Consider the following 19,829-nt stretch of genomic DNA (forward strand, 5'->3'; position numbering starts at 1 on the left):
TCTGAAATCCCCCTACCTTCTATGATTTCTATGCTCTTCTGTTTTTTCCATGCCATTCCAGAATGTTTTTTATAATAAGTGTGAATATGGCCATTATCGACATTAAAGAAGCAACAGCAAACGCAGCAGCGAATTGGTATTCGCCATATAGGATTTCGATATGCAGGGGCATTGAGTTGGTTAGCCCCCTTATATGGCCGGATACGACCGAAACCGCTCCAAACTCTCCAATGGCACGCGCATTGCAGAGAATCATGCCGTAAAGAAGAGCCCATTTGATATTAGGCAGGGTCACATGCCAAAATGTCTTCCACCCTCCTGCCCCAAGAGTGATCGATGCTTCCTCCTCTGCCGTTCCCTGCGCTTGCATAAGCGGGATCAATTCCCTGGCAATAAAGGGAATCGTTACAAAGATCGTCGCAAGTACAATACCAGGCACAGCAAAAATTATTTTGATATCCCTCTCAAAAAGCCATTCCCCGAAAATTCCCTGGGAGCCAAACAGCAAGACGAAAATTAAGCCGGCAATTACGGGAGAAACAGCGAACGGAAGATCAATTAGCGTGATAAGCAGGTTCTTTCCTTTAAAATGAAACTTGGTTATTGCCCAGGCTGCCATGATTCCAAAGACGGCATTCAGCGGAACAGCAATAATCGCTACCAAAAGGGTAAGCTTAATCGCGGATAATGCTTCCGGATTCGTAATTGCCTCCAGATAAACCGCAAATCCCTTTTCAAAAGCCTGAACAAAAACCGTGACCAGCGGCAAGATCAGAAACAACCCCAAAAATGTTAAGGCAAAGCTGATTAACAGCCATTGAACCCACCTGGGATCCTTTGCTTCTCTAGGACTCCCAAGCGGAGTACTCGGAAAATTCAATGGTATATTCCCGCCCATTTCACCACCCCTTTCTTTTAAAAAAATCAAAACGGCAGCAGCCGGAAAGTCACTTAAAACGGTCGTCTTCTATACCTAATGCGAAATAAACTTTCTGTTCGTCCACCATTGAATAAAGTTGATAATAAATAACAGCATAAACGACACGACCAGCATGACAGCAGCAATGGCTGTAGCACCTGCATAATCATATTGCTCAAGTTTCGTCATAATCAGCAGTGGCGTGATTTCGGTTTTCATGGGCATGTTTCCCGAAATAAAAACGACTGACCCATATTCCCCAAGAGACCTTGCAAAGGCAAGGGTGAACCCTGCAAGTGCAGCCGGCAGCAATTCCGGGAAAATGATTTTTCTGAAAGTCTGGAAGCGGCTTGCTCCAAGGGAGGCAGAAGCTTCCTCCACCTCTTTTTCAAGACTTTGCAGGACAGGCTGCACCATTCTTACTACGAATGGAAGCCCAATAAATGTCAGGGCAATTACCACCCCGACTGGCGTAAAAACCACCTTAAATCCCAGCAGACTTCCAATCCATCCATTAGGTGCATATACAGTTGTCAGGGCGATACCTGCAACTGCCGTCGGAAGAGCAAAGGGCAAATCTACAAGACCATCAATGATCTTTTTGCCTGGAAAAGAATATCTGACCAGAACCCAGGCCAGGAGAACACCAAATACCATATTAATTAAACCAGCTGCCAAAGACGCACCAAAACTCAGCTTGTAGGAGGCCACTACTCTTGGATCCAGCACCGTGTTCCAAAATTTAGTCCAGCCCATTTGCGAACTATAAAAGATGATCATGGACAGCGGCAATAAAACTAAAATACTAAGATAAAGCATGGTGTAGCCCATTGTTAAGCCGAAGCCCGGCAGTACGCTATATTTTTTGAAGTCTGTTCTTTTTGATATTCTCAACCCCATCACCTGAATCCTCTCATTCTCATGCTGTTTATTGGAGATAGATCTCATCAAATGTCCCGCCATCATTAAAGTGGGTTTCCTGTGCTTTTTGCCAGCCTCCAAATTCTTCATCTACGGTAACGAATTCAATATCAGCAAACTGATCGCCATATTTCTTCAGCACTTCAGTATTTCTCGGTCTGTAATAGTTCTTTGCTGCAATTTCCTGTCCGGTTTCACTGTATAAATACTTTAAATAAGCTTCGGCTGCTTCAGCCGTTCCTTTTTTCTCGGCTATTTTATCCACGATTGCTACTGGAGGCTCCGCAAGAATACTGATCGATGGATTCACAATTTCAAATTTGTCTTTTCCAAGCTCATTGATGGATAAATAGGCTTCATTTTCCCAAGCTATAAGAACATCTCCTATTTCCCGCTGAACAAATGTATTCGTTGAATCACGTGCCCCTGAATCAAGAACCTCAACATTCTGATATAAATTCTTCACAAAGTCTTTGATCTGCTTTTCGTCTCCATTAAACTGCTTGCTCGCATAGGCCCATGCCGCAAGATAATTCCATCTTGCTCCTCCTGATGTTTTCGGATTAGGTGTAATAACCGAAACATCTTCCCTAATCAGGTCATCCCAATCTTGAATATTTTTTGGATTCCCTTTTCTGACCAAAAAGACAATTGTGGATGTGTAAGGAGTAGAATTATCATTCAGCCTTTTCTGCCAGTCTTTTTCGATGATTCCCCGCTTATTGGCAATTTCATCAATATCATAGGCAAGCGCCAAAGTTACCACATCCGCTTCCAGCCCGTCAATGACCGATCTTGCCTGCTTTCCGGAACCGCCATGTGACTGTTGAATCGTCACGTCCTGCCCGGTTTCTTCCTTCCAATACTTGATAAACTCCTGATTGAATTCCTGATAAAGCTCTCGTGTCGGATCGTAGGAAACATTCAAAAGTTCTATCGGATCCTTGCCTGAGCTGCCTTCACTCTCTGCTTTTCCACCGCTTTCCTGACTGCATCCTGTAATAAAAGTCAAAACCAGCAAACCTGCTGCCAATAAACCTATAAAAGAATTCTTCATACCCATCCAGATCTCCCCTTTTGATTGTCCTTATAAAAAAAGACCGCATGCTTAGTTCACTAAGCACCGGCCTTCAGTTTATCTGATCAGCTCCATATTCTCTTCGGCATCACTCTTTCTCTCCCTGATTGGCCAGGTTATTGGCGTATTCCCGCTCAAGGTCAGTTAAGGTTAACGCAAACAATTGGTGCTCACCTTTCTTAAAGACTCCCGCACTTATCAGACTGTTAATTAAATATCTCTTTCTGCCTTCAACTGCCTTTCTTAAATGCTTTGACACCTGACTCCCTCCTGATTTACTCAATCAATAGCTGCTGCAAATGCTTTTGGTTGACCAATCAGCGAACAATCCTAATTCTTATTAAACATATAATTCCAATCATATTACTAGGTTTTTATTGCATATGTTACTCATAAAGTTCTTTTTTTCCATTCACCCCCAGAAAGAAAGTAATACCTATAATATACAGCGGATTACTCGGAATAAGGGTGTAAAAAAAGACCCTGCGGTTCCTATGGAACAGAAGGGCCTTTGGTTTTCCAATCGGCTATTGATTTGAAGTTCTTATTAGAAATGAATTTACAATGAATTTTTAGAAAAGTCAATCCTTTTTTTTGCTTTTTCTCAATTTAGCTTTTTTTACTTATAAGTAAGCAGAGGGCATCAGGTTAAAATCCCGAACAGCTAATATATTTGACTTTAAAAATATTTTACATTATAGTAATTGACGTATCAATCATTGACCTATCAATTATACAAAAGGCGGGGATGCTGTGTTCAAATGTTCAAAGGAAGAAGAATTAATTGCCGCCCGGCTGTTTGAGCTTAGTAAGCAGACAATGCCGAAGTTTGAACGCTGTACAGGCATCAGCCAGTCACGGCTTGAGATTCTTCGGGAGCTTTTTGAAGCGGAAGAAATTACGCAGCGGGAGCTTCAGAAAAAAGTGAATATTGATCATGCTGCTGTCACAAGACACCTTAAGCAGCTTGAAGAAAAAGGCATGGTAATCCGCAGGAAAAATCCTGAAGATAATCGCTTTACTTATGTCAGCCTCACAGAGGAAGGCAAAACGAAGATTGCTGCTTACTGCGAAGAAAAGCAGCGATTTATTTCCAAAATCCTGAACGGCTTTTCGGAACTTGAGCGAAGCACACTATTAAATATGCTCACACGCATCCAGGAAAATATTGATAAATTGTAATTTTCACATCCAGAAAAACATAAAGGAGAGTTCTTCATGAATAAAACCGTTATCAATGACTTTAAGGAAATCATCACAGGACGCCGTTCTATCCGTAATTATGACCAAACAGTCAAAATAAGCAGAGAAGAAATGGCAGAAATCCTGGAAGAAGCGTCTTTGGCTCCTTCATCCGTTAACCTGCAGCCATGGCGCTTTGTGGTGATCGATTCAAAAGAAGGCAAAGAAACACTGGCACCGCTTGCAAAATTCAACCAAAGGCAAGTAGAGACATCAGCAGCTGTCATTGCCGTCTTTGTTGATATGAAGAGTGAAATATTCATTGAAAAAATTTATGATACAGCTGTTGAAAAAGGATATATGCCTGCTGATGTAAGAGACAAACAGGTGCCATCCATCAAGGGCTTAGTGGAAAACATGACATTCGAACAAAAGAAAGAAATGAACCTTATTGATGCTGGTCTCGTATCCATGCAGCTAATGCTTGCAGCACGTGCCCACGGCTATGATACAAATCCAATTGGAGGCTATGAAAAAGACCGCATAGCTGATGCATTCCATCTTGACAAGGAACGCTACTATCCTGTCATGCTTATCTCAATCGGCAAAGCCGCTGATCAGGGCTATAAATCTGTCCGCCTGCCTGTTGAAGATATCACGGAGTGGAAATAACTCATAAAGGAGAAATCAAACATGATCATTATTCATGCTGGGTTCCAAATACAAATTGACAAAGAAAATGACTTTCTGACTGAAATCCGTCCGCTGATTGAGGCTTCCAGGGCAGAAGAAGGCAATATCTCTTATGACCTTTTAAAAGATACAGAAAAAGAGGGGTCCTATACGATGGTGGAATTATGGGAGGATATGGATGCTGTAAAGTTTCACAACCAGACAGAACATTTTACCTCCTTTACAGCGAAAGCCCCTCAATATTTTGCCGCACCTCCTCAGGTGAAATTGTTTAACGCACAGCCTGCAGATAAAAAGTAAATTATATGCAAGAAAACGCTTGAGATATAAAATCCCAAGCGTTTTTTAACGATTTTATTTACAATCCCTGCCTGGCTGGTTTGTCTGGCATGGATTTATTTCATTGCAAGTCTTGCAATAGGCCGGGCAATCAATAGCTCAATCCAGAATGCAACACCGAAATTCCGTAACCAGCTGTGGAAAAAATTTCGAAACGGCTCCAGGCTTATTTGTTTCGAACCAACCCAGGTGCCTAGTATGGTTAAAAAAATAGAAAGAATGGTCACATTCAATGAAGTATTCAATAAAATCCGGGCATTAAATCCGTCCGTTTGCCCTGAAAATCTTTGCATAATTCTGCCAGCTAATGGTCCCGCCACTAACCTTACAAGCAAGACCACGATCACCCACATAAACGGAATAATCTTTAAGGTTTCCAAATAGTTTCTTTTCTGAAGCCGCGTTCCACTTCCACAATAATCGGTGCAATCGCGTTTACCGAAATGACAGAAATGATCAACAAAAATAACATGCCTTCTTTTGCATTTTGAGGCAGCCAGTCCTCGTTAACCAATATCTCTACACACTGACTTAATTATTATATTAAATCAAATATGAGGATTTCTAATCTTTTTATTTATTGTTCTCTTTTTGATCATGATAAGCAATAAGAATGACTTCTTCTCCCTTTTCCTCACTTAACTGCTTTTCCAGGTTATGCACCTGCTGCAGATCTCCGTCGGACAATTTGGCAAAATGATATTGTTTATCCATTTTCATCACCTTTTCGTAATAGGATACCTAAAGTTTGTGTTTTCCAAGCATTTTTATACACAAAAGTACCCGGTTTCAATCACTATTTAATCCCCAAAATGGCAATGGAAATGACAGCTAACACCAGGCTCAGCAGCAATGAAATGCCCCAATGCTTCTTTTCAGTCATCTTAAATAAAACATTCATTACTGAACTGATTGCCAAAAAAATAAAGAAAACAAATAAAAAAATCATAAGTTCCATTATCTCTTAACCTGCCTTCTGCCCTGTTTTCGCAAGGAAATAAGAAGAGCTTCCCATTATCATCCCTCCGAAGATCCCCATGAAACTGCCGGCAGCTGCCCAATAGGCCGACAGAAAGATGCCGGACATTAGCAAAATCAGCCCTCCTATAAACAGGGCCATTCCCAATTTCATTCTGCTTCTTCCCTCCTCTTTCTTTAGCCTAAATCTTTCACAACCGCCATTTCCTTCCCAAAACGGTGGCCATGATCCGCAAACCCCAAACTTGCATAAAGCTTGTGTGCCCCAAGATTCTCAGGATGGTAGCCTACTGCAAGTTTTTTCGCATTCGGCAGTTTCGCCATCTCCGCTATCATCAGTTCAGTCGCTTTTTTGCCTATTCCCTTGCATTGGTGCGCCTTATCAACCATAATCCGATAAATCCAGTAAGCATCCAATTCCTCTATACATGCATTAAACATTAAGAAGCCGACAGCTTTATCCTCCAAGTAAATCACATACGGTTTCAGCGCTGTTTCAAATTTAGATTGCGCAATGGAAACAGCATTCGGCTCCATGTAAGCTTTTTGTTCCTCTGAAAGCTCCAATAAACAGCAATCATACCAATTGTCTGCTGTTACTTCTTCAATTCTCACTTTGCCGGTATTCATATAAATTTCCCCTTTTCACATTTTGGGGAAACGCGATTTTAATTAGGCGTTCTCCCCTTATTTTTATCCATGGTAACTAAAGTTTTATTTAGCATAATGAACGCCTCCTTTTACTAAATTGTCAGAAAAATAAACACCCACTCATTATACTATAATATTCCAGTAAATGCGCACTTGGGATTTCAGTTATTTTTTCTATGGAAAGGCCATATATAATATATTGATTCAGTAAAAAAAGGGGAGGATGCGATAATATGCCAGCGAAGCAAATTCGTTTACGAAGAATTCAAAGCCTTGCTCACGACATTATGGTAGAAATGAATTCAAAGGAAGACCATAAGAAGAATGAATCATACAGAACCGTGATTGATGACCTATCACGTGCGATTGGGGAGCTATCTGATCCATCGGGTGATTATTCATTGGATTATGTAGAAGAAAAAGTAGGCACTGCCCATTATAAAATCTTTAAGAACATGAAAAAACTGACGCCTCTTCGAAAAACAAAAGAATCAGCATGGTAAAATTTTTTTGAATGAAACTGATAATTATTATCAATAATAGATAAAGAAGGTAACCAAATCGGTTACCCCTTGCCTTAAACTTCTGGTTCGAACGTTTTACAGTCTGTCTCTTTGCTGTTGGACGCCTGCTTGCCTTTATGGCTGACAACGTAAATAGCTTCTGCACCACACTTATTTCCCTTTTCCCAATAAGTACAGTTATTTACTTCACAAAGAACATCTTTAGCCATGTATATCACCTCCTGGACATTATTTTCTTCCAATCAGGATGGTGATATACTTGCTTGTTCAGTTATCTATGTTCCACTCTTCTTTCAAAATCGCATAATAATATTCATCCCACCACTCATCGCCATGAGGAATGCACTTTTTGAAGCAGCCTTCCCGCCTCATGCCAATTTTCTCCATCACCCGATAAGAAGCCGGATTCTCAGGCTGGCAGGTTGCAATAATCCGGTGAAGCCCAAGTTCTTCAAAGCCATATTTCAGCACGGCATATGCTGCTTCTGATGCATAGCCTTTATTATAAAACTTCGGATTGAACACCCAGCCAATTTCATATGTATGATCGCCAAAATATTTATGGAAAGCTAGATAGCCAATTAGAACATCTCCATTTTTTAAAAGAACGGGAAAATGCTCTGCTTTTTCGGTATTCTCGCAGATAAACTCTTTAGCAGCTTCTTCTGTAAAAATACCTCCTGGAATGTATTTCATTACTTCAGGATTTGAAGTGTACTCATAGACTGCCTGCCAGTCTTCTGACTTGAACTTACGGATTATTAGCCTCTCTGTTTTAAGCTCCATTTCATAACCCCTATTCAGCTGTTTTCATCCTAATGTATGTTCGCTGATTTCAGCCAGATTTCCTTTAAAAATGCTGAACGCACATAAATTTTTTTATCCGCACAGAAATAACGTCTATCCGCACATAAAAAATCTTATGCGCACATATTTATCAGCTATCCGCACACAAATTGCCCGAGGCACCTTTATTTCGAAGAAAAGTGGTCCATTCCTACAAAATTCATTACGGAGACAGGACTTTTCTATCCTTTTCTGCAATTGGCGCAGGTTTTCCAAACAGATATCCCTAAAAAATCTGGTATCCCTTATCCCAGAGCAGATTCAAATGCGCCACATATCATATATCGCGCTAGCAAAGTGAATAAAAACATAACAAATATCATATTTAATTGAATCATTATGTTCACCTCAAACAAAAGACCACCCCCAGCCTCAGCCGAAGATAGCCTCTTTAATAATCACTCATACCGCAAAGATTCAATCGGACTCAGCCTCGAAGCTTTATTGGCCGGCAGCAGTCCAAAAATAATGCCGATCGCCATTGAGAAGAAAAGGGCTCCTGCGACGACCTGCCAGGAAATGAGCGATGGCCATCCGGCAAAGAAAGAAATCAGGGATGCCGAACCCCAGCCAAGCAGGATTCCCAGCACTCCTCCGATTAAGGTCAGCGTGACAGATTCGATTAAAAACTGTCCCATGATTTGCCCCCTGGTCGCTCCGAGTGCTTTACGGATGCCGATTTCCCTCGTTCTTTCCGTTACAGATACGAGCATGATATTCATGACGCCAATTCCGCCGACAAACAGCGAGATGCCGGCGATACTGCCGATGATTAAAGTCATGACCTTTGTAATCTGGCCGATTCCTTCTGCCATTTCTTCCATGTTGATGACCATATAAGATTCTTCTGTATTATGCATCTTGTTAAGTAAGTTGGCGGCCTTCTTTCCGGCCGTCTGAAGCTGATCAGCGGATTCTGCCTGAAGCGTCACTTGGGTATAGTCACTCTTTCCATAAATAGTCTGCCATGTTTTAGTAGGCACATAGATCTCCAGAGCACCGAATGAAAAGAGTCCTGTCGGCTTTTCCATGACGCCAATGATCTCAATCGGCTGGTTCCCAATCCGGATCACTTCGCCAACCGGCGACTTGCCATCAAAGAGCTCCTCCTGCATGGAATTGCTGACAAGCCCCACCCTGCGTCCGCCAAGGAAATCTGCAGCCGTAAAGGACCGCCCTTTCTCCATATCAACATTGTTCAGCTCAAAATAGGCTGGACTTACTCCTGTTGTCGATGTTTCTGCCTTCTTTTCTCCAAAAGAAGCCTGTGAAAACTGTGAGCTTGAAGCAACTACTCTCTTAATCTCTGGAATCTGCTCCAATGCATTGATATCTTCCCCATCAAAAGGAGCTTCATTAAATATGTTTGGGTTTGCCTGAATTTCCTCGTCAGAAGGCTGATAAAACAGCTCCACTGTATTGCCGGGACCTGTCAGCTGCGTCTTCAGCATCGCTTCTCCGCCCTGGCCGATTGCGACTACAATAATGACAGCCCCAACACCAATAATGATCCCAATCATCGTTAAAATCGATCTCATTTTATGCGCCTTCAATGAACTAAGCGCCATTTTGATATTTTCTACAAAACTCATGTAGGCGCCCCCCTGCGGGAAGGTTCTGCCGACACAATCAGCCCATCCCTCACCATAATCGTGTGATGGGCATACTCTGCAACCTCAGGTTCATGTGTAACCATTACAATCGTTGACCCTTCATGGTTCAGCTCACTGAACAGTTCCATAATGGAGGCGCTTGTTTTCGTATCAAGAGCACCTGTTGGTTCATCCGCCAATATGATTTTCGGTTCGTTCACAATCGCTCTGGCAATGGCAACCCGCTGCTTCTGCCCTCCTGATAGGGCATTTGGCAGATGCTCCATCCGATCAGCAAGACCCACTTTGACCAGCGCGGCTTCCGCCCTTTCCAATCGTTCCTTTTTGGCAAGGCCGCTATAAATCATTGGCAGCTCTACATTTTGAATAGCCGTCAGTCTCGGAAGCAGGTGAAACTGCTGAAACACAAACCCGATCGATTGATTTCTGACCTTTGCCAGCTCTGCTTCCGAGTAATGGGATATGTCCTCACCATCCAGTTCATATATTCCTTCTGTCGGCAAATCGAGGCATCCAATAATATTCATAAGCGTCGACTTTCCCGATCCGGATGGCCCCATAATCGCCACAGAATCACCTTGCTCAATGCTAAGATTAATCCCTTTTAAAACTTCAATTCTTTCTTTTCCCGCCTGATAAGACTTGATTATGCCAGTAAGATCAATCATTTCGCATCCACTTCCATGCCATCTTTCAGCTGATCTGATGGATTAGTAATAATCAAATCCTTCTCATTGAGGCCGCTTGTTATCTCGATTTTATTCCCGGAAGCGACACCTGTCTCCACTTCCTGTTTATAGCTTTTCTGATCCCTGACCACGAATACATATACGCTGCTGTCTCCAGTTATAACCGAGTTTGCCGGAACAGTCAGTGCCTTCTTCTTATCCGTTTCGATTTCCATTATGAGCTGAAAGCCTGATCTCAGGGACAATTCCTTCACTGTAACCTCCACCCGATACTGTGGCGCACTTTTTTCGGCAGGATTCATTCCCTGATTCTCTTCTGGCATATCAGCTACTTCGCTGACTTCGCCTTTCCATTCCTTTTCAGGAATTGCATCGGAACGGAGAGTCACCTTTTGTCCCTCCTTCACCTTTAATGAATCGAATTCTGAAAGTAAGCCTGATGCGCCGACTGCTTTTAAATCGCCAACATAAATGACAGGTTTTCCTGCCGTAGCCGGATCAGAGGTGGCTGCCTTGTTCACCTGAAGCACCACTCCATCTATTGTGCTTTTTACCTCTAATTCTCCAAGGCGTTTTTCAATATCTTTCTTCTGCAAAAGCACCTGGCTTAATTCCAGATTCGCCAATCGCTTTTCCAGTTTCAACTGATCCCTTTCAGGCTGTATCTGTTTATCTGCTTCCTTTTCACCAGCTTGTTTGCGCAGCTCTTTTTCCTTATCCCTCAGCTGGTCTTCCTCTTTTTCCAGCTGGTTGATTTTTATATAGCCTGATTCAGCCTGAAGCTTGACTTTTTCCAATTCAAGCTCCAATGCCTGGTCATCAAATTTGGCCAGCACCTCTCCTTTTTTAACAGAATCCCCTTCTTCCACCAGGAATTCCTTAATTTCGCCTTTTTCAGGAGATGCATATATTTTCTGCTCATTCACAAGCTTTGCCGTTCCCGGAATCATGATCTGCTCTTTAATTTCTTCCTGAACTGGATGGGAGGTTTTTACTTCCGGCCCTTTCGCAAACGCCTGCCTGTATACGCTAACGCCAGCCAGCAGCAAAAACACAGCCGTAACTCCGATTGCTATCCAAACTTTCTTTTTCATTTAGACACCAGTCATTCCTGAAAGGGTATTGCTGATTAAAGTGAAGACAACGCCGATGATGAAGAAGGCAATCGCAATGCCCCAAGCCCAGCCTTTTGATAATCCTCCAACCCGATGAAGGCCAATAGCCGTTACAACAGACTGCCAGATGCTGAATAACTCGATAGAACCCAGGACTCCTGGTTTCTCGCTGTTCATCAGTCCTGCTAAACTAGTAATAAATATTTCCGGATTTCCTCCAATAGCTGCTCTTAATGCCATATTGACCAAAAGGCCGATCCCGCCAATAACAAGAATATAAATATTCATGGAAAATATCTGTTTGAACGTTGCATCTGATCCAGCAATTTTAATGAAAATCATATAAATACCACCGGAAATGAGGGCAACCACTACAGGTGTGAAAATTCCTGTTATCGCCACACCCACCCTCGAAAACATCATTACCATCTCTGCCTCGGCCTCACTCATGCCCTCAAGCCCAAGGTAAGAAGCATCCATCGACACGGCCATCAAAAACATTCCTGCAGCATATAGAATACTGACCAAAATCAGCGGCACCCAAATCTTCGGGTTCTGGCGGATGCGGTCAAACTGCTCCCCAGGACTCCAAATCATCCCAAGCATACTTGGTTTTGCACTGCTTGTTTTTACTTCTTGTTCCATTAAGAACACTCCTATTCTATTTAAAATGATTCCACTATAGCTTTACGGAATAATATAGTAAAAGTTTCAAATAATTACATTTTAACCCATGCAAATACCAGGAGATCTCTCTCCTGGTATCCTGTCTACACAGCCTTCCGCTGAAAACAAAAATAGCCGCCCAGATAAAACAATAAAAAGAATCCGCCGATTACAGTCAAAAGCTGTCCCCATGGGATAAAGAAAATATCACCCGTACCTGCCGCAGGATACATCATTGCAAATGGCTGTGCCCATGGGTAATAGGGACCCACTTTCTCGGAATTCATCGCCAGAATGGATGGCAGGGTAAAAACGACGTTGACCGCAAAAGGTGCCGCAAAGCTTTTGAACCAGACGGACATCCACAGCTGCAGAGCGACTAAGGGGAAAGTCGCGACCCAGCCTCCCAATATGCTTTTCCAGATAATCGCTGCCGGAAACGGATCGGCCACACCTTTATACAATCCTGCTCCCAAAATGGCAGCTAAATAAAATAACTGGATAAGCAAAACCAATAGCAGGATTAGCGCATACTTAGCTGCAAACACTTTTCCCCTTGTGACAGGCAGTGCCAAAAGCTGCTTCCAGCCCCCGGCCTGATGCTCATACCGGCAGACAAGGCTTGCCAGAACCCCTGTGACTAACGGCAAAAAGAGGATCGAATAAGGCAAATTCATATAAATCAAAAGCATATACCATTCATTCATCACTCCCGCCGTTTCAGCTGTATTTGCCCCAATCCCGGCACCCAGCCCAATCAGCGGGCCCACTAAAAGAATGCCGAAGATCTTTGATTTTCGCAGTTTAAACCACTCCGACTTCAAAATAGACAGCATCTATTTCACATCCCTTCTCGCAAAATCAATCATGCCGGCTGTGTATAATAAAACGCCGGCTCCAATTCCAAGCAGGACGTTGATGAGCGGTTCATTCCACTCATTCAGCAGCAGCGGCCATTTCCAAATCAGCCAATCCGGCAAAGTAAAACCAGCATATGTCAGAATCACACCCAAAATCCCCATAGTTATGGGCACCCCCTGGTTTACACTCACAGTCGCTGCCCAAAGCTGCAGCGCCAAAACAGGTAATGCCGCAAAAAAAGGGTAAAAGCTATATTTCAGCAGACCGGAATACGGAATCTCCCCGCCCAAATCCAGAAACAATCCAAAAGCGATTGTAAACAGCATCAAAAGCACAGAAGAAACCAGGAGCAGAACCATTAGCACCGTGAACTTCGATAAATACACGCTCATCTTTGAAACTGGCAATGCAATCAGCTGTTTCCAGGCGTTCGTTTCATTTTCAATGCTCGACATAAAAGAGGTCAGGATTACAATGCCCAGTACAATCGCAAGCGGTGTAAACGAATGGATATTGTCCAAATAATATCCCCACCGGTCATCATTCTGCCCGAACAAATAATCCTTGCGCACCCCGTAATTGACCATCTGCATGGCTACTACCCCAACTGGACCCAATACGGTCAGGAACCAGATTCCTTTCCGCTTAATCTTCATAAATTCAGCTGCCAGCAATTTCCCCATCATCCGGCCTGCTCCTCCCTCGTCATCTGAAGGAAAATGTCTTCCAATGATCGCTTTTCTTCTTCAACCCGGTAAACGGAAAATCCATCTGCTACAAGTCCGCGAACAGCCTCAGCCACTTGCTCATCCGATTGCTGCGGCAGCGAAATGATACCACTATCCAAACCAGCTTTCATTCCTCTTCCCAGCAGGGAGCGCCAGGCTTTGTCGCTCTCGCTGACCTTTATTAAAACGGATTGCTGTGCATACATGCGCATCGCTTCAATTGAATCCTGAAAAATCATCTTCCCTTTCGTGACAATACCTACTGTTGTCGCCATCTGATCAATCTCTGAAAGTAAGTGACTGGAGATTAACACAGTCATCCCGCATTCAGATGGCAGGCTTTTTATCAGATTACGGATTTCAATAATCCCCGAAGGATCTAAACCGTTTGTCGGCTCATCCAGAATCAGCAATTCCGGGTTATTCAGCAGCGAAGCAGCGATTCCAAGCCGCTGCTTCATGCCGAGTGAGAAGCCCTTTACTTTCTTATCACCGGCATCTGTTAGCCGGACAATCTCCAGCACCTCAGCGATTCTCTGTTTCGGCACACCAAGTATTTTTCTCATTGCTTCCAGATTTTCTTTTGCCGTTAAATGCGGGTAATATGACGGTGATTCTACAAGCGAGCCTACCCGTCCTAATATATTTAGTCTTTCTTTCTTTAAATCTTTTTGAAAAATTTCAATTCTGCCGGAATCAGGCTTCATCAGCCCCAAAAGCATCCGGATCGTTGTCGTTTTCCCCGCACCATTCGGACCCAGAAATCCGTAGATTTCCCCTTTGGGTATTTTCATTTCCAGACCTGACACAGCTTTCTCCTGACCAAAATGCTTTGATAAATTTTCCGTTCTTACGATATACTCCATTCCTCTCACCTCACTTTCCATCTTAGCCAGTCAAGGTTAAAACAAAGGTAGGGGGAAGTTTAAAATTTGTTTAAATATCTAAACGCTTACTTATGTATTTTGATGTATTCCCACAGCTTTGTTCAAAATCTCAGATTGTGGTTCCACTTGTTCGAGAGGTCTAGTGCCTGTGCAGCCGATCTATTACGACCCAAAGATTATAGTAAGTAATATTAAAAAAGGGATCTTCGGCTGGAAGATCCCTAGGTATAAGGAAAAAAGTGACTCCTTTATTTACTTTTTGATGATACCGTTTTTTCAGTCAGCACTTCCAAAGCATCTCGTACATCATTGGCAAAGCGAATTGGTTTTTCCACTTTTTCAAAATGGATATACATCAGCCTTGGGTCATCAAAGAGCCAATGATTATGAAAAGCAGTCACAATAATATCATGTTTACGAAGCTCACTGATGAATGGGTTTATCTCTTCTTGCAGGATCACCGTTTCTCCACTGCAGAGAGCCCGGCCATCTGCTGTCAATGATTCAAATGCAAACATTTGAGGAATTAATAAAAAGGAATTTCCCCTCCTGCCAAGAACGCGCGGCCTAATATTTGTACGGGATTTCATTACAATACAAACACCATTTTCAAATGTATTCATGCTGCCTTCCAATATTCTGTTGAACTCTTCACAAAGTTCTTCCCCTCGTCTATTTGATGATCTTTGTACCCTGCCAGATCTTCCAACATTGCGGGTAGTTAATAAGTCTAGCGCATTTCTTACTTTTCTGGCAAAACTTAAAGGTTCATCAATGGATTCAAAATGCATATACATTAACCTTGGATTTTCAAAAAGCCAGTGATTATGAAGGGCAGTGACAATGATTCCATCTTCACGCAAACTGGTCATAAATGGGTTAACTTCCTCCTGCAGGAGGACTGTCTCACCAAGACATAATGCCCGGCCGTCCCGATCGAAATTTTCAAATGAATAGGCCTGAGGAACAAACATAAAGGATTCAGCTCTCCGGCCTAATACAACCGGGTGTATATTTGTACGGGAAGTAGTCGCAGTACAAACTCCATTTATGACAGATGGAACTGACCCCAGAATTTCGGCAAATTCCTGACAAAGGTCGTCTGGCTGTGTGTTGTTCATGTTATCCAATTGCAAATCATCTCCTGAACATTATATTCTAGATATAGTATTCTGGAGCGTAAATCGGGAGCCTGACTATTATTTAGGAACACAAGTACAGTATTTTTCTGCTAATACAGTTGGTTAACAAAGTCTTTTCTTAGTCATTTCGTTTAGCTAACCCCCTATATAATTTAAGTTTTAATGGACTAGTTCCAAATAATTAAATTTAGTAATATTTTTTTGATATGCCACTCCCAGTTTGAGTGACTCCCTATTAATTTACTTAATCTATATACTAACTGGCATCATAATTATTCTTAATGTCTTCACCTAATCACTTTCATTTGATTCTCCTGATTCTTATCGCTGTACCTTCATCACCAGATTCCATCTCCCAATCCAGCTTCATCCCCTTTACCATTAAATCGATAATGGATAAGCCAATTCCAGCTCCTTTTTCACCGGAACTGTTTTTCAGCCCCTTCCCATGGTCGATAAAAATAATCTCATCATACTCATCGGTGGATTCAGTCGCCACTTCAAGGTAAAGCCCATCCTTCGCATGCCGCAGCACATTTTGCAGGATGTTATCAAAAATACGGCTCAGCCACACCGGGTCTGCCTGCCATTTCTCTTGAAATGGCTCTAACTCGATGATCACTTCAAAACTTTCTTTCTCAAAAACTGGATACCATGATGCCATACTTTCACGAACAAACCGGACAGCATCCAGCTCGGTCAGCTCCTGCTTATGCTTGCTCGCCATCAAAAGCGTGTAGCTCATTAGGTTCTCAATCAATCTATCAATATTAACAATCGAGGTTTCCAGCGCTTTGACCGCCTGTTTTCCTTCTGGAGACAGCTTCTCCTTTGCAATCGAGTATGTTTGCGCATTGATTTTCGTCAAAGGCGTCCGCAGGTCATGGGACAGATTGGCGATCAGCTCCCTCCGCAGCTGTTCTTCCTCCTGCTCGCGCTGCTTGCTTTCCTTGAGCTCTAAGATCATCTCATTAAAGGTCTGTTCCAGCTGGCCGATTTCATCATTCTTTTGCACATCAATGCCAATCGGGAGATTATCCATATCCCGTCTTTCCATCGCCTCCTGGAGATGAAGCAGTCTTTTGCGGATCCCACGGAAAAATAAAAAGGAGACGATGATAAACAGGGTAATGATCAAAAGCAGACCGGCTCCTAAGAGAAGTCCATATTTCTCTGTTACCTCCACTATCGGTGGAAGAAATAAATTCCTCGGTATTTCAAGAACGATAAAACCGTTCTTTTCATCCCCGCCAATAAAACTTATAACTGTAAACGGGTCTCCGCCATACCGTTCTTTAATAAACTTCGCTGTAAAGGCAGGAGTCCAATTAGCAGGCAGATCCCCCTTCACATCCAGCTGTTCCATCAGGTTTCCATGTTCATCTACCCAAAACATCGAAGCATCAGGATATTTCTTTTTCCATTTGGAGAAATGACTAAGAATGGCTTCCTGTGATGCCCTCTCCAGTTTTTTTGCATCCGCATGCCATTTTTCTTCAATATGATTGGGATCGGATTCATTCTTGCTTTTTTCTCCTGAGATGTCCTCTTGGAGACCCATAGCCAGCATAGCAATGAGTAAGTAAGCTGCCTGAAACAGAAATAAGGCAACCAGAATAATCGTCATATACTTCGCCTGCAGCGATTGGAAAAACCTTTTCATATCTTCACCCTGTAGCCGATTCCGCGGATAGTCTCAATAATCTCAGGACGGGAAGGGTTCTTCTCGAGTTTTTCACGAAGATAGCGAATATGAACCATCAGGGTTTTGTCGCCCTCCATATATTGTTCTCCCCAAACGCCTTCATAAAGCTGCTCTTTTGTTAGTATCTGATTCAGATGGCGAATGAAGTGCTGAAACAGCTGATACTGCTTGCCTGTCAATTGAATTTCATTGTCTGTATCCCGATTGATAATCCGCAAATCCTTTGTATGTACCTGTAAGTGGTGAAGCTCCAGCACCTGATCATTCTTTTGAAATCGCCTTAACAGCACTTCAATCCTCGCAGCAAGCTCATCCGGCTGGAAAGGCTTTGTCAGATAATCATCAGCAAAGCTCAGGCCCTCCAGCTTATCCTCCACCGCCGTCCTTGCCGATAGCATAAGTACTGGCATGTCATTCTTTACTTTCTTAATCCGCTTCCCGATTGAAAACCCGTCAAGCCCCGGAAGCATCACATCCAAAATGGCAATATCGGCATCAGAAAGATAATTTTCCATACCTTCTCCAGACTGCAGCCAGATCACCTCATATCCTCTTTCCTCTAAATCATTTTTCAGCCAGCTGCCAATATCGCTTTCGTCTTCTATGTATAAAATTCGAACCATACTCTCCACCCTTTAATTTATCTTTTACGAATCTGCTTTTGAACATCATCTTATAAGTTCCCGAATCTAACAAATACTTCCTGCTATTCTACGATACTTACTATTGATTGGATTCATTTTTCCCGCCATGATTACTTCTTAATAAACAGGGTACATACTAACTAAGCTTTTCAATACCTTATTGCCTGCCACTAAGAATTCTTCCAGAAAGAGTTTTAGCGGGAGGTGATGAAGTGAGAAAAGTTTACCGAATTGAGGAATTGCTCGCTTATTTAGCATCTATTGGCTATCCTCTCACAGAGGAGAAAATCCATCATCTGATTCAGAATAAAGACATCCCGCATCTCAGACCTTACGGCAATTTGTATGTCTTCAACCTGGATCACATCGACTGGTGGGTCAGCCAGAGGAGATAAAGCATTACCTAGCCCCGCTTTTTAGCGGGGCTTTTACTATGTAAAAAAACATTCGCCATTATCAGCGAATGCTTTTTTCTAAGCTCTTAATTCAGCTTCTCCTTTACATAGTTCCGGAATTCGCTGTTTGTCAGAAATTGAAGCTGAAAACTGTTCATATTCCTTGAAAGCTCCTTAAACTCCGTATTGCTCAGATCATTTGCAAGGAAAGCCATTTCTGTACGATTGCCCTCTTTATCGGTTGCATACATGCTGATGGTAAAAACAAAGGCTGTTGATCCTCCCTTTTGCCCTGCATGCTGAAGCCACTCCCGATTGCGGGGATTTTTCAGCAGCTGCTCCATAACTGGGTCCAGATAAGAATGGACTTCCTTGGAAAAATAGCTTTTACTGTTTAATAGACTCATAAGCTCTGCATAATCACCAGCAGAAGCACGCGGAAGCCTGTCGGACCATACTCTTTGAAAATCCATATCGAGAACCTTTAATATTTCCTTCTTACCCTTTTCGAGTGGCGGATGGCTTTCCCATTTCTGATGGATGTCTATAGCTCTGTTTCGATACTCCTCAAGACTCATGCCCTTCAATTCCTTAAGCGCCTCTTCTTTTGTGAATCCCTTTCCCTCCATCAGCTCCATTGGGATAAAAAGGGCACTGACAATCGGATACATCTTTTCATGACTGGCGAGCTTCAAATCATCAGCAAGTCTATTCACCTTTTCAACTCCCAGGACATTCAGCAGGTAATCGGTGTTTGCATTCGAACTGTAAGCGATCATCCCATTTGCTACTTCGCTTAGAGGAACACCCTCCTCCTTTTCTGAAAGACCATTAATCCACGCCTGGTGGGCTCCGCCATCTGTATTAGGAACATAGTACGTTTCCAAAGTCTTTAAATCGACTTTTTCCTGGGGGTCAATTTCTCCCTCCGCCGCCTGACGCGCATATTCAATTGCCACCATAATTTTAACCGCGCTGGCTAAAGGAAGGGGCACATCCTCATTAATATTAACCCACTCCTCATCATTATGCCGAATAACCAAAGCCATACTGTCTGTGTGCCTGTGTTCCTGCACATACCCGATGACTGACTCAGGATCACCGCTGCTTTTCCCCTTTAGATACATGAATAAGGCCAAAGCTGCTGCTGCCAAAATAAGAACTATTCCAGTGATTACCCACATCATCTTCAAAAAGAAAACCTCCATGATTACGTTGTACTATTTAAATACGAAAGGTAATCACGGAGGTTT

The 19,829-nt window shown here is 42.7% G+C and carries 28 protein-coding genes; 5 read left to right on the plus strand and 23 right to left on the minus strand.

The window, feature by feature from the left end; all coding sequences use genetic code 11:
• Window positions 1–28 precede the first annotated feature (28 nt).
• From cysW to MKY20_RS01135, 4 genes are all read right to left on the minus strand, one after another.
• Window positions 29–898, minus strand: coding sequence for a sulfate ABC transporter permease subunit CysW (gene cysW / locus MKY20_RS01120; protein WP_251175590.1), 870 nt, complete (start codon window positions 896–898; stop codon window positions 29–31).
• Window positions 899–973: 75 nt separating this feature from the next.
• Window positions 974–1,819 (minus strand): sulfate ABC transporter permease subunit CysT, encoded by an 846-nt coding sequence (gene cysT / locus MKY20_RS01125; protein WP_251175614.1) that lies wholly within the window; start codon window positions 1,817–1,819, stop codon window positions 974–976.
• 28 nt (window positions 1,820–1,847) lie between these two features.
• Complete coding sequence (locus tag MKY20_RS01130) at window positions 1,848–2,897, minus strand: sulfate ABC transporter substrate-binding protein (RefSeq protein WP_374940711.1); 1,050 nt, start codon at window positions 2,895–2,897, stop codon at window positions 1,848–1,850.
• A 109-nt stretch (window positions 2,898–3,006) separates the two neighbouring features.
• Window positions 3,007–3,177, minus strand: coding sequence for a Fur-regulated basic protein FbpA (locus MKY20_RS01135; protein ID WP_251175592.1), 171 nt, complete (start codon window positions 3,175–3,177; stop codon window positions 3,007–3,009).
• A gap of 494 nt (window positions 3,178–3,671) precedes the next feature.
• On the opposite strand from MKY20_RS01135, the gene MKY20_RS01140 reads away from it, so the two are divergent.
• From MKY20_RS01140 to MKY20_RS01150, 3 genes are read left to right on the plus strand one after another with little or no spacing between them, the layout of a single operon-like run.
• Complete coding sequence (locus MKY20_RS01140; RefSeq protein ID WP_009335482.1) at window positions 3,672–4,100, plus strand: MarR family winged helix-turn-helix transcriptional regulator; 429 nt, start codon at window positions 3,672–3,674, stop codon at window positions 4,098–4,100.
• Between the two features lie 36 nt (window positions 4,101–4,136).
• On the plus strand, window positions 4,137–4,772 hold the full coding sequence (locus tag MKY20_RS01145; RefSeq protein ID WP_251175593.1) for a nitroreductase family protein: 636 nt from the start codon (window positions 4,137–4,139) through the stop codon (window positions 4,770–4,772).
• Window positions 4,773–4,793: 21 nt separating this feature from the next.
• A complete protein-coding gene (locus tag MKY20_RS01150) occupies window positions 4,794–5,093 on the plus strand; it encodes a putative quinol monooxygenase (RefSeq protein WP_071159691.1) in 300 nt (99 codons plus the stop codon).
• 95 nt (window positions 5,094–5,188) lie between these two features.
• On the opposite strand, the gene MKY20_RS01155 is transcribed toward MKY20_RS01150, so the two are convergent.
• The 6 genes from MKY20_RS01155 to MKY20_RS01180 form a co-directional block, all read right to left on the minus strand.
• On the minus strand, window positions 5,189–5,425 hold the full coding sequence (locus MKY20_RS01155; protein WP_341000078.1) for a hypothetical protein: 237 nt from the start codon (window positions 5,423–5,425) through the stop codon (window positions 5,189–5,191).
• 74 nt (window positions 5,426–5,499) lie between these two features.
• Window positions 5,500–5,646, minus strand: a complete 147-nt coding sequence (locus MKY20_RS01160; protein WP_306576776.1) for a hypothetical protein — start codon at window positions 5,644–5,646, stop codon at window positions 5,500–5,502.
• Between the two features lie 59 nt (window positions 5,647–5,705).
• Window positions 5,706–5,846, minus strand: coding sequence for a hypothetical protein (locus MKY20_RS01165; protein ID WP_019381106.1), 141 nt, complete (start codon window positions 5,844–5,846; stop codon window positions 5,706–5,708).
• An 82-nt stretch (window positions 5,847–5,928) separates the two neighbouring features.
• Window positions 5,929–6,090 (minus strand): hypothetical protein, encoded by a 162-nt coding sequence (locus tag MKY20_RS01170; protein ID WP_019381107.1) that lies wholly within the window; start codon window positions 6,088–6,090, stop codon window positions 5,929–5,931.
• Window positions 6,091–6,096: 6 nt separating this feature from the next.
• Window positions 6,097–6,264, minus strand: coding sequence for a hypothetical protein (locus MKY20_RS01175; protein ID WP_009335485.1), 168 nt, complete (start codon window positions 6,262–6,264; stop codon window positions 6,097–6,099).
• Between the two features lie 23 nt (window positions 6,265–6,287).
• Window positions 6,288–6,740 carry a GNAT family N-acetyltransferase gene (locus MKY20_RS01180; protein WP_071159689.1) on the minus strand — a complete coding sequence of 151 codons (453 nt, stop codon included), beginning with the start codon at window positions 6,738–6,740 and terminating at the stop codon, window positions 6,288–6,290.
• A gap of 254 nt (window positions 6,741–6,994) precedes the next feature.
• Here MKY20_RS01180 and MKY20_RS01185 point away from each other — a divergent pair, with 254 nt between their 5' ends.
• Entirely contained in the window at window positions 6,995–7,264 is a 270-nt protein-coding gene (locus MKY20_RS01185; protein ID WP_009335487.1) for a hypothetical protein, read from the plus strand.
• Between the two features lie 74 nt (window positions 7,265–7,338).
• On the opposite strand, the gene MKY20_RS01190 is transcribed toward MKY20_RS01185, so the two are convergent.
• From MKY20_RS01190 to MKY20_RS01245, 12 genes are all read right to left on the minus strand, one after another.
• Entirely contained in the window at window positions 7,339–7,494 is a 156-nt protein-coding gene (locus MKY20_RS01190; RefSeq protein WP_009335488.1) for a DUF1540 domain-containing protein, read from the minus strand.
• A gap of 58 nt (window positions 7,495–7,552) precedes the next feature.
• Entirely contained in the window at window positions 7,553–8,071 is a 519-nt protein-coding gene (locus MKY20_RS01195) for a GNAT family N-acetyltransferase (RefSeq protein ID WP_251175594.1), read from the minus strand.
• Window positions 8,072–8,529: 458 nt separating this feature from the next.
• Window positions 8,530–9,723 (minus strand): ABC transporter permease, encoded by a 1,194-nt coding sequence (locus MKY20_RS01200; RefSeq protein WP_251175595.1) that lies wholly within the window; start codon window positions 9,721–9,723, stop codon window positions 8,530–8,532.
• Window positions 9,720–10,412, minus strand: coding sequence for an ABC transporter ATP-binding protein (locus MKY20_RS01205; RefSeq protein WP_019381112.1), 693 nt, complete (start codon window positions 10,410–10,412; stop codon window positions 9,720–9,722). Before MKY20_RS01205 ends, MKY20_RS01200 begins: the two co-directional genes overlap by 4 nt.
• Window positions 10,409–11,527: an efflux RND transporter periplasmic adaptor subunit gene (locus MKY20_RS01210; protein WP_019381113.1), complete on the minus strand. Its 1,119-nt coding sequence runs from the start codon at window positions 11,525–11,527 to the stop codon at window positions 10,409–10,411. Before MKY20_RS01210 ends, MKY20_RS01205 begins: the two co-directional genes overlap by 4 nt.
• Window positions 11,528–12,193 carry a Yip1 family protein gene (locus tag MKY20_RS01215; protein ID WP_251175596.1) on the minus strand — a complete coding sequence of 222 codons (666 nt, stop codon included), beginning with the start codon at window positions 12,191–12,193 and terminating at the stop codon, window positions 11,528–11,530.
• A 125-nt stretch (window positions 12,194–12,318) separates the two neighbouring features.
• Complete coding sequence (locus tag MKY20_RS01220) at window positions 12,319–13,050, minus strand: ABC transporter permease (RefSeq protein WP_251175597.1); 732 nt, start codon at window positions 13,048–13,050, stop codon at window positions 12,319–12,321.
• On the minus strand, window positions 13,051–13,761 hold the full coding sequence (locus MKY20_RS01225; RefSeq protein ID WP_192908091.1) for an ABC transporter permease: 711 nt from the start codon (window positions 13,759–13,761) through the stop codon (window positions 13,051–13,053). It lies immediately after the preceding gene.
• Window positions 13,758–14,669: an ABC transporter ATP-binding protein gene (locus MKY20_RS01230; RefSeq protein WP_251175598.1), complete on the minus strand. Its 912-nt coding sequence runs from the start codon at window positions 14,667–14,669 to the stop codon at window positions 13,758–13,760. Before MKY20_RS01230 ends, MKY20_RS01225 begins: the two co-directional genes overlap by 4 nt.
• A gap of 269 nt (window positions 14,670–14,938) precedes the next feature.
• Complete coding sequence (locus MKY20_RS01235) at window positions 14,939–15,811, minus strand: DUF1259 domain-containing protein (protein WP_251175615.1); 873 nt, start codon at window positions 15,809–15,811, stop codon at window positions 14,939–14,941.
• A 322-nt stretch (window positions 15,812–16,133) separates the two neighbouring features.
• Window positions 16,134–17,495 (minus strand): sensor histidine kinase, encoded by a 1,362-nt coding sequence (locus tag MKY20_RS01240; protein WP_251175599.1) that lies wholly within the window; start codon window positions 17,493–17,495, stop codon window positions 16,134–16,136.
• On the minus strand, window positions 17,492–18,160 hold the full coding sequence (locus MKY20_RS01245; protein ID WP_192908089.1) for a response regulator transcription factor: 669 nt from the start codon (window positions 18,158–18,160) through the stop codon (window positions 17,492–17,494). The genes MKY20_RS01240 and MKY20_RS01245 overlap by 4 nt, the downstream gene beginning before the upstream one ends.
• Before the next feature lie 233 nt (window positions 18,161–18,393).
• Here MKY20_RS01245 and MKY20_RS01250 point away from each other — a divergent pair, with 233 nt between their 5' ends.
• Window positions 18,394–18,576 (plus strand): hypothetical protein, encoded by a 183-nt coding sequence (locus tag MKY20_RS01250; protein WP_019381118.1) that lies wholly within the window; start codon window positions 18,394–18,396, stop codon window positions 18,574–18,576.
• 86 nt (window positions 18,577–18,662) lie between these two features.
• Here the strand turns inward: MKY20_RS01250 and MKY20_RS01255 are convergent, their stop codons facing one another.
• Window positions 18,663–19,769 carry a serine hydrolase gene (locus tag MKY20_RS01255; protein WP_251175600.1) on the minus strand — a complete coding sequence of 369 codons (1,107 nt, stop codon included), beginning with the start codon at window positions 19,767–19,769 and terminating at the stop codon, window positions 18,663–18,665.
• Window positions 19,770–19,829 lie beyond the last annotated feature (60 nt).

This window comes from Cytobacillus sp. FSL W8-0315, from assembly GCF_038002905.1.
Taxonomy (GTDB): Bacteria; Bacillota; Bacilli; order Bacillales; family Cytobacillaceae; genus Cytobacillus; species Cytobacillus pseudoceanisediminis.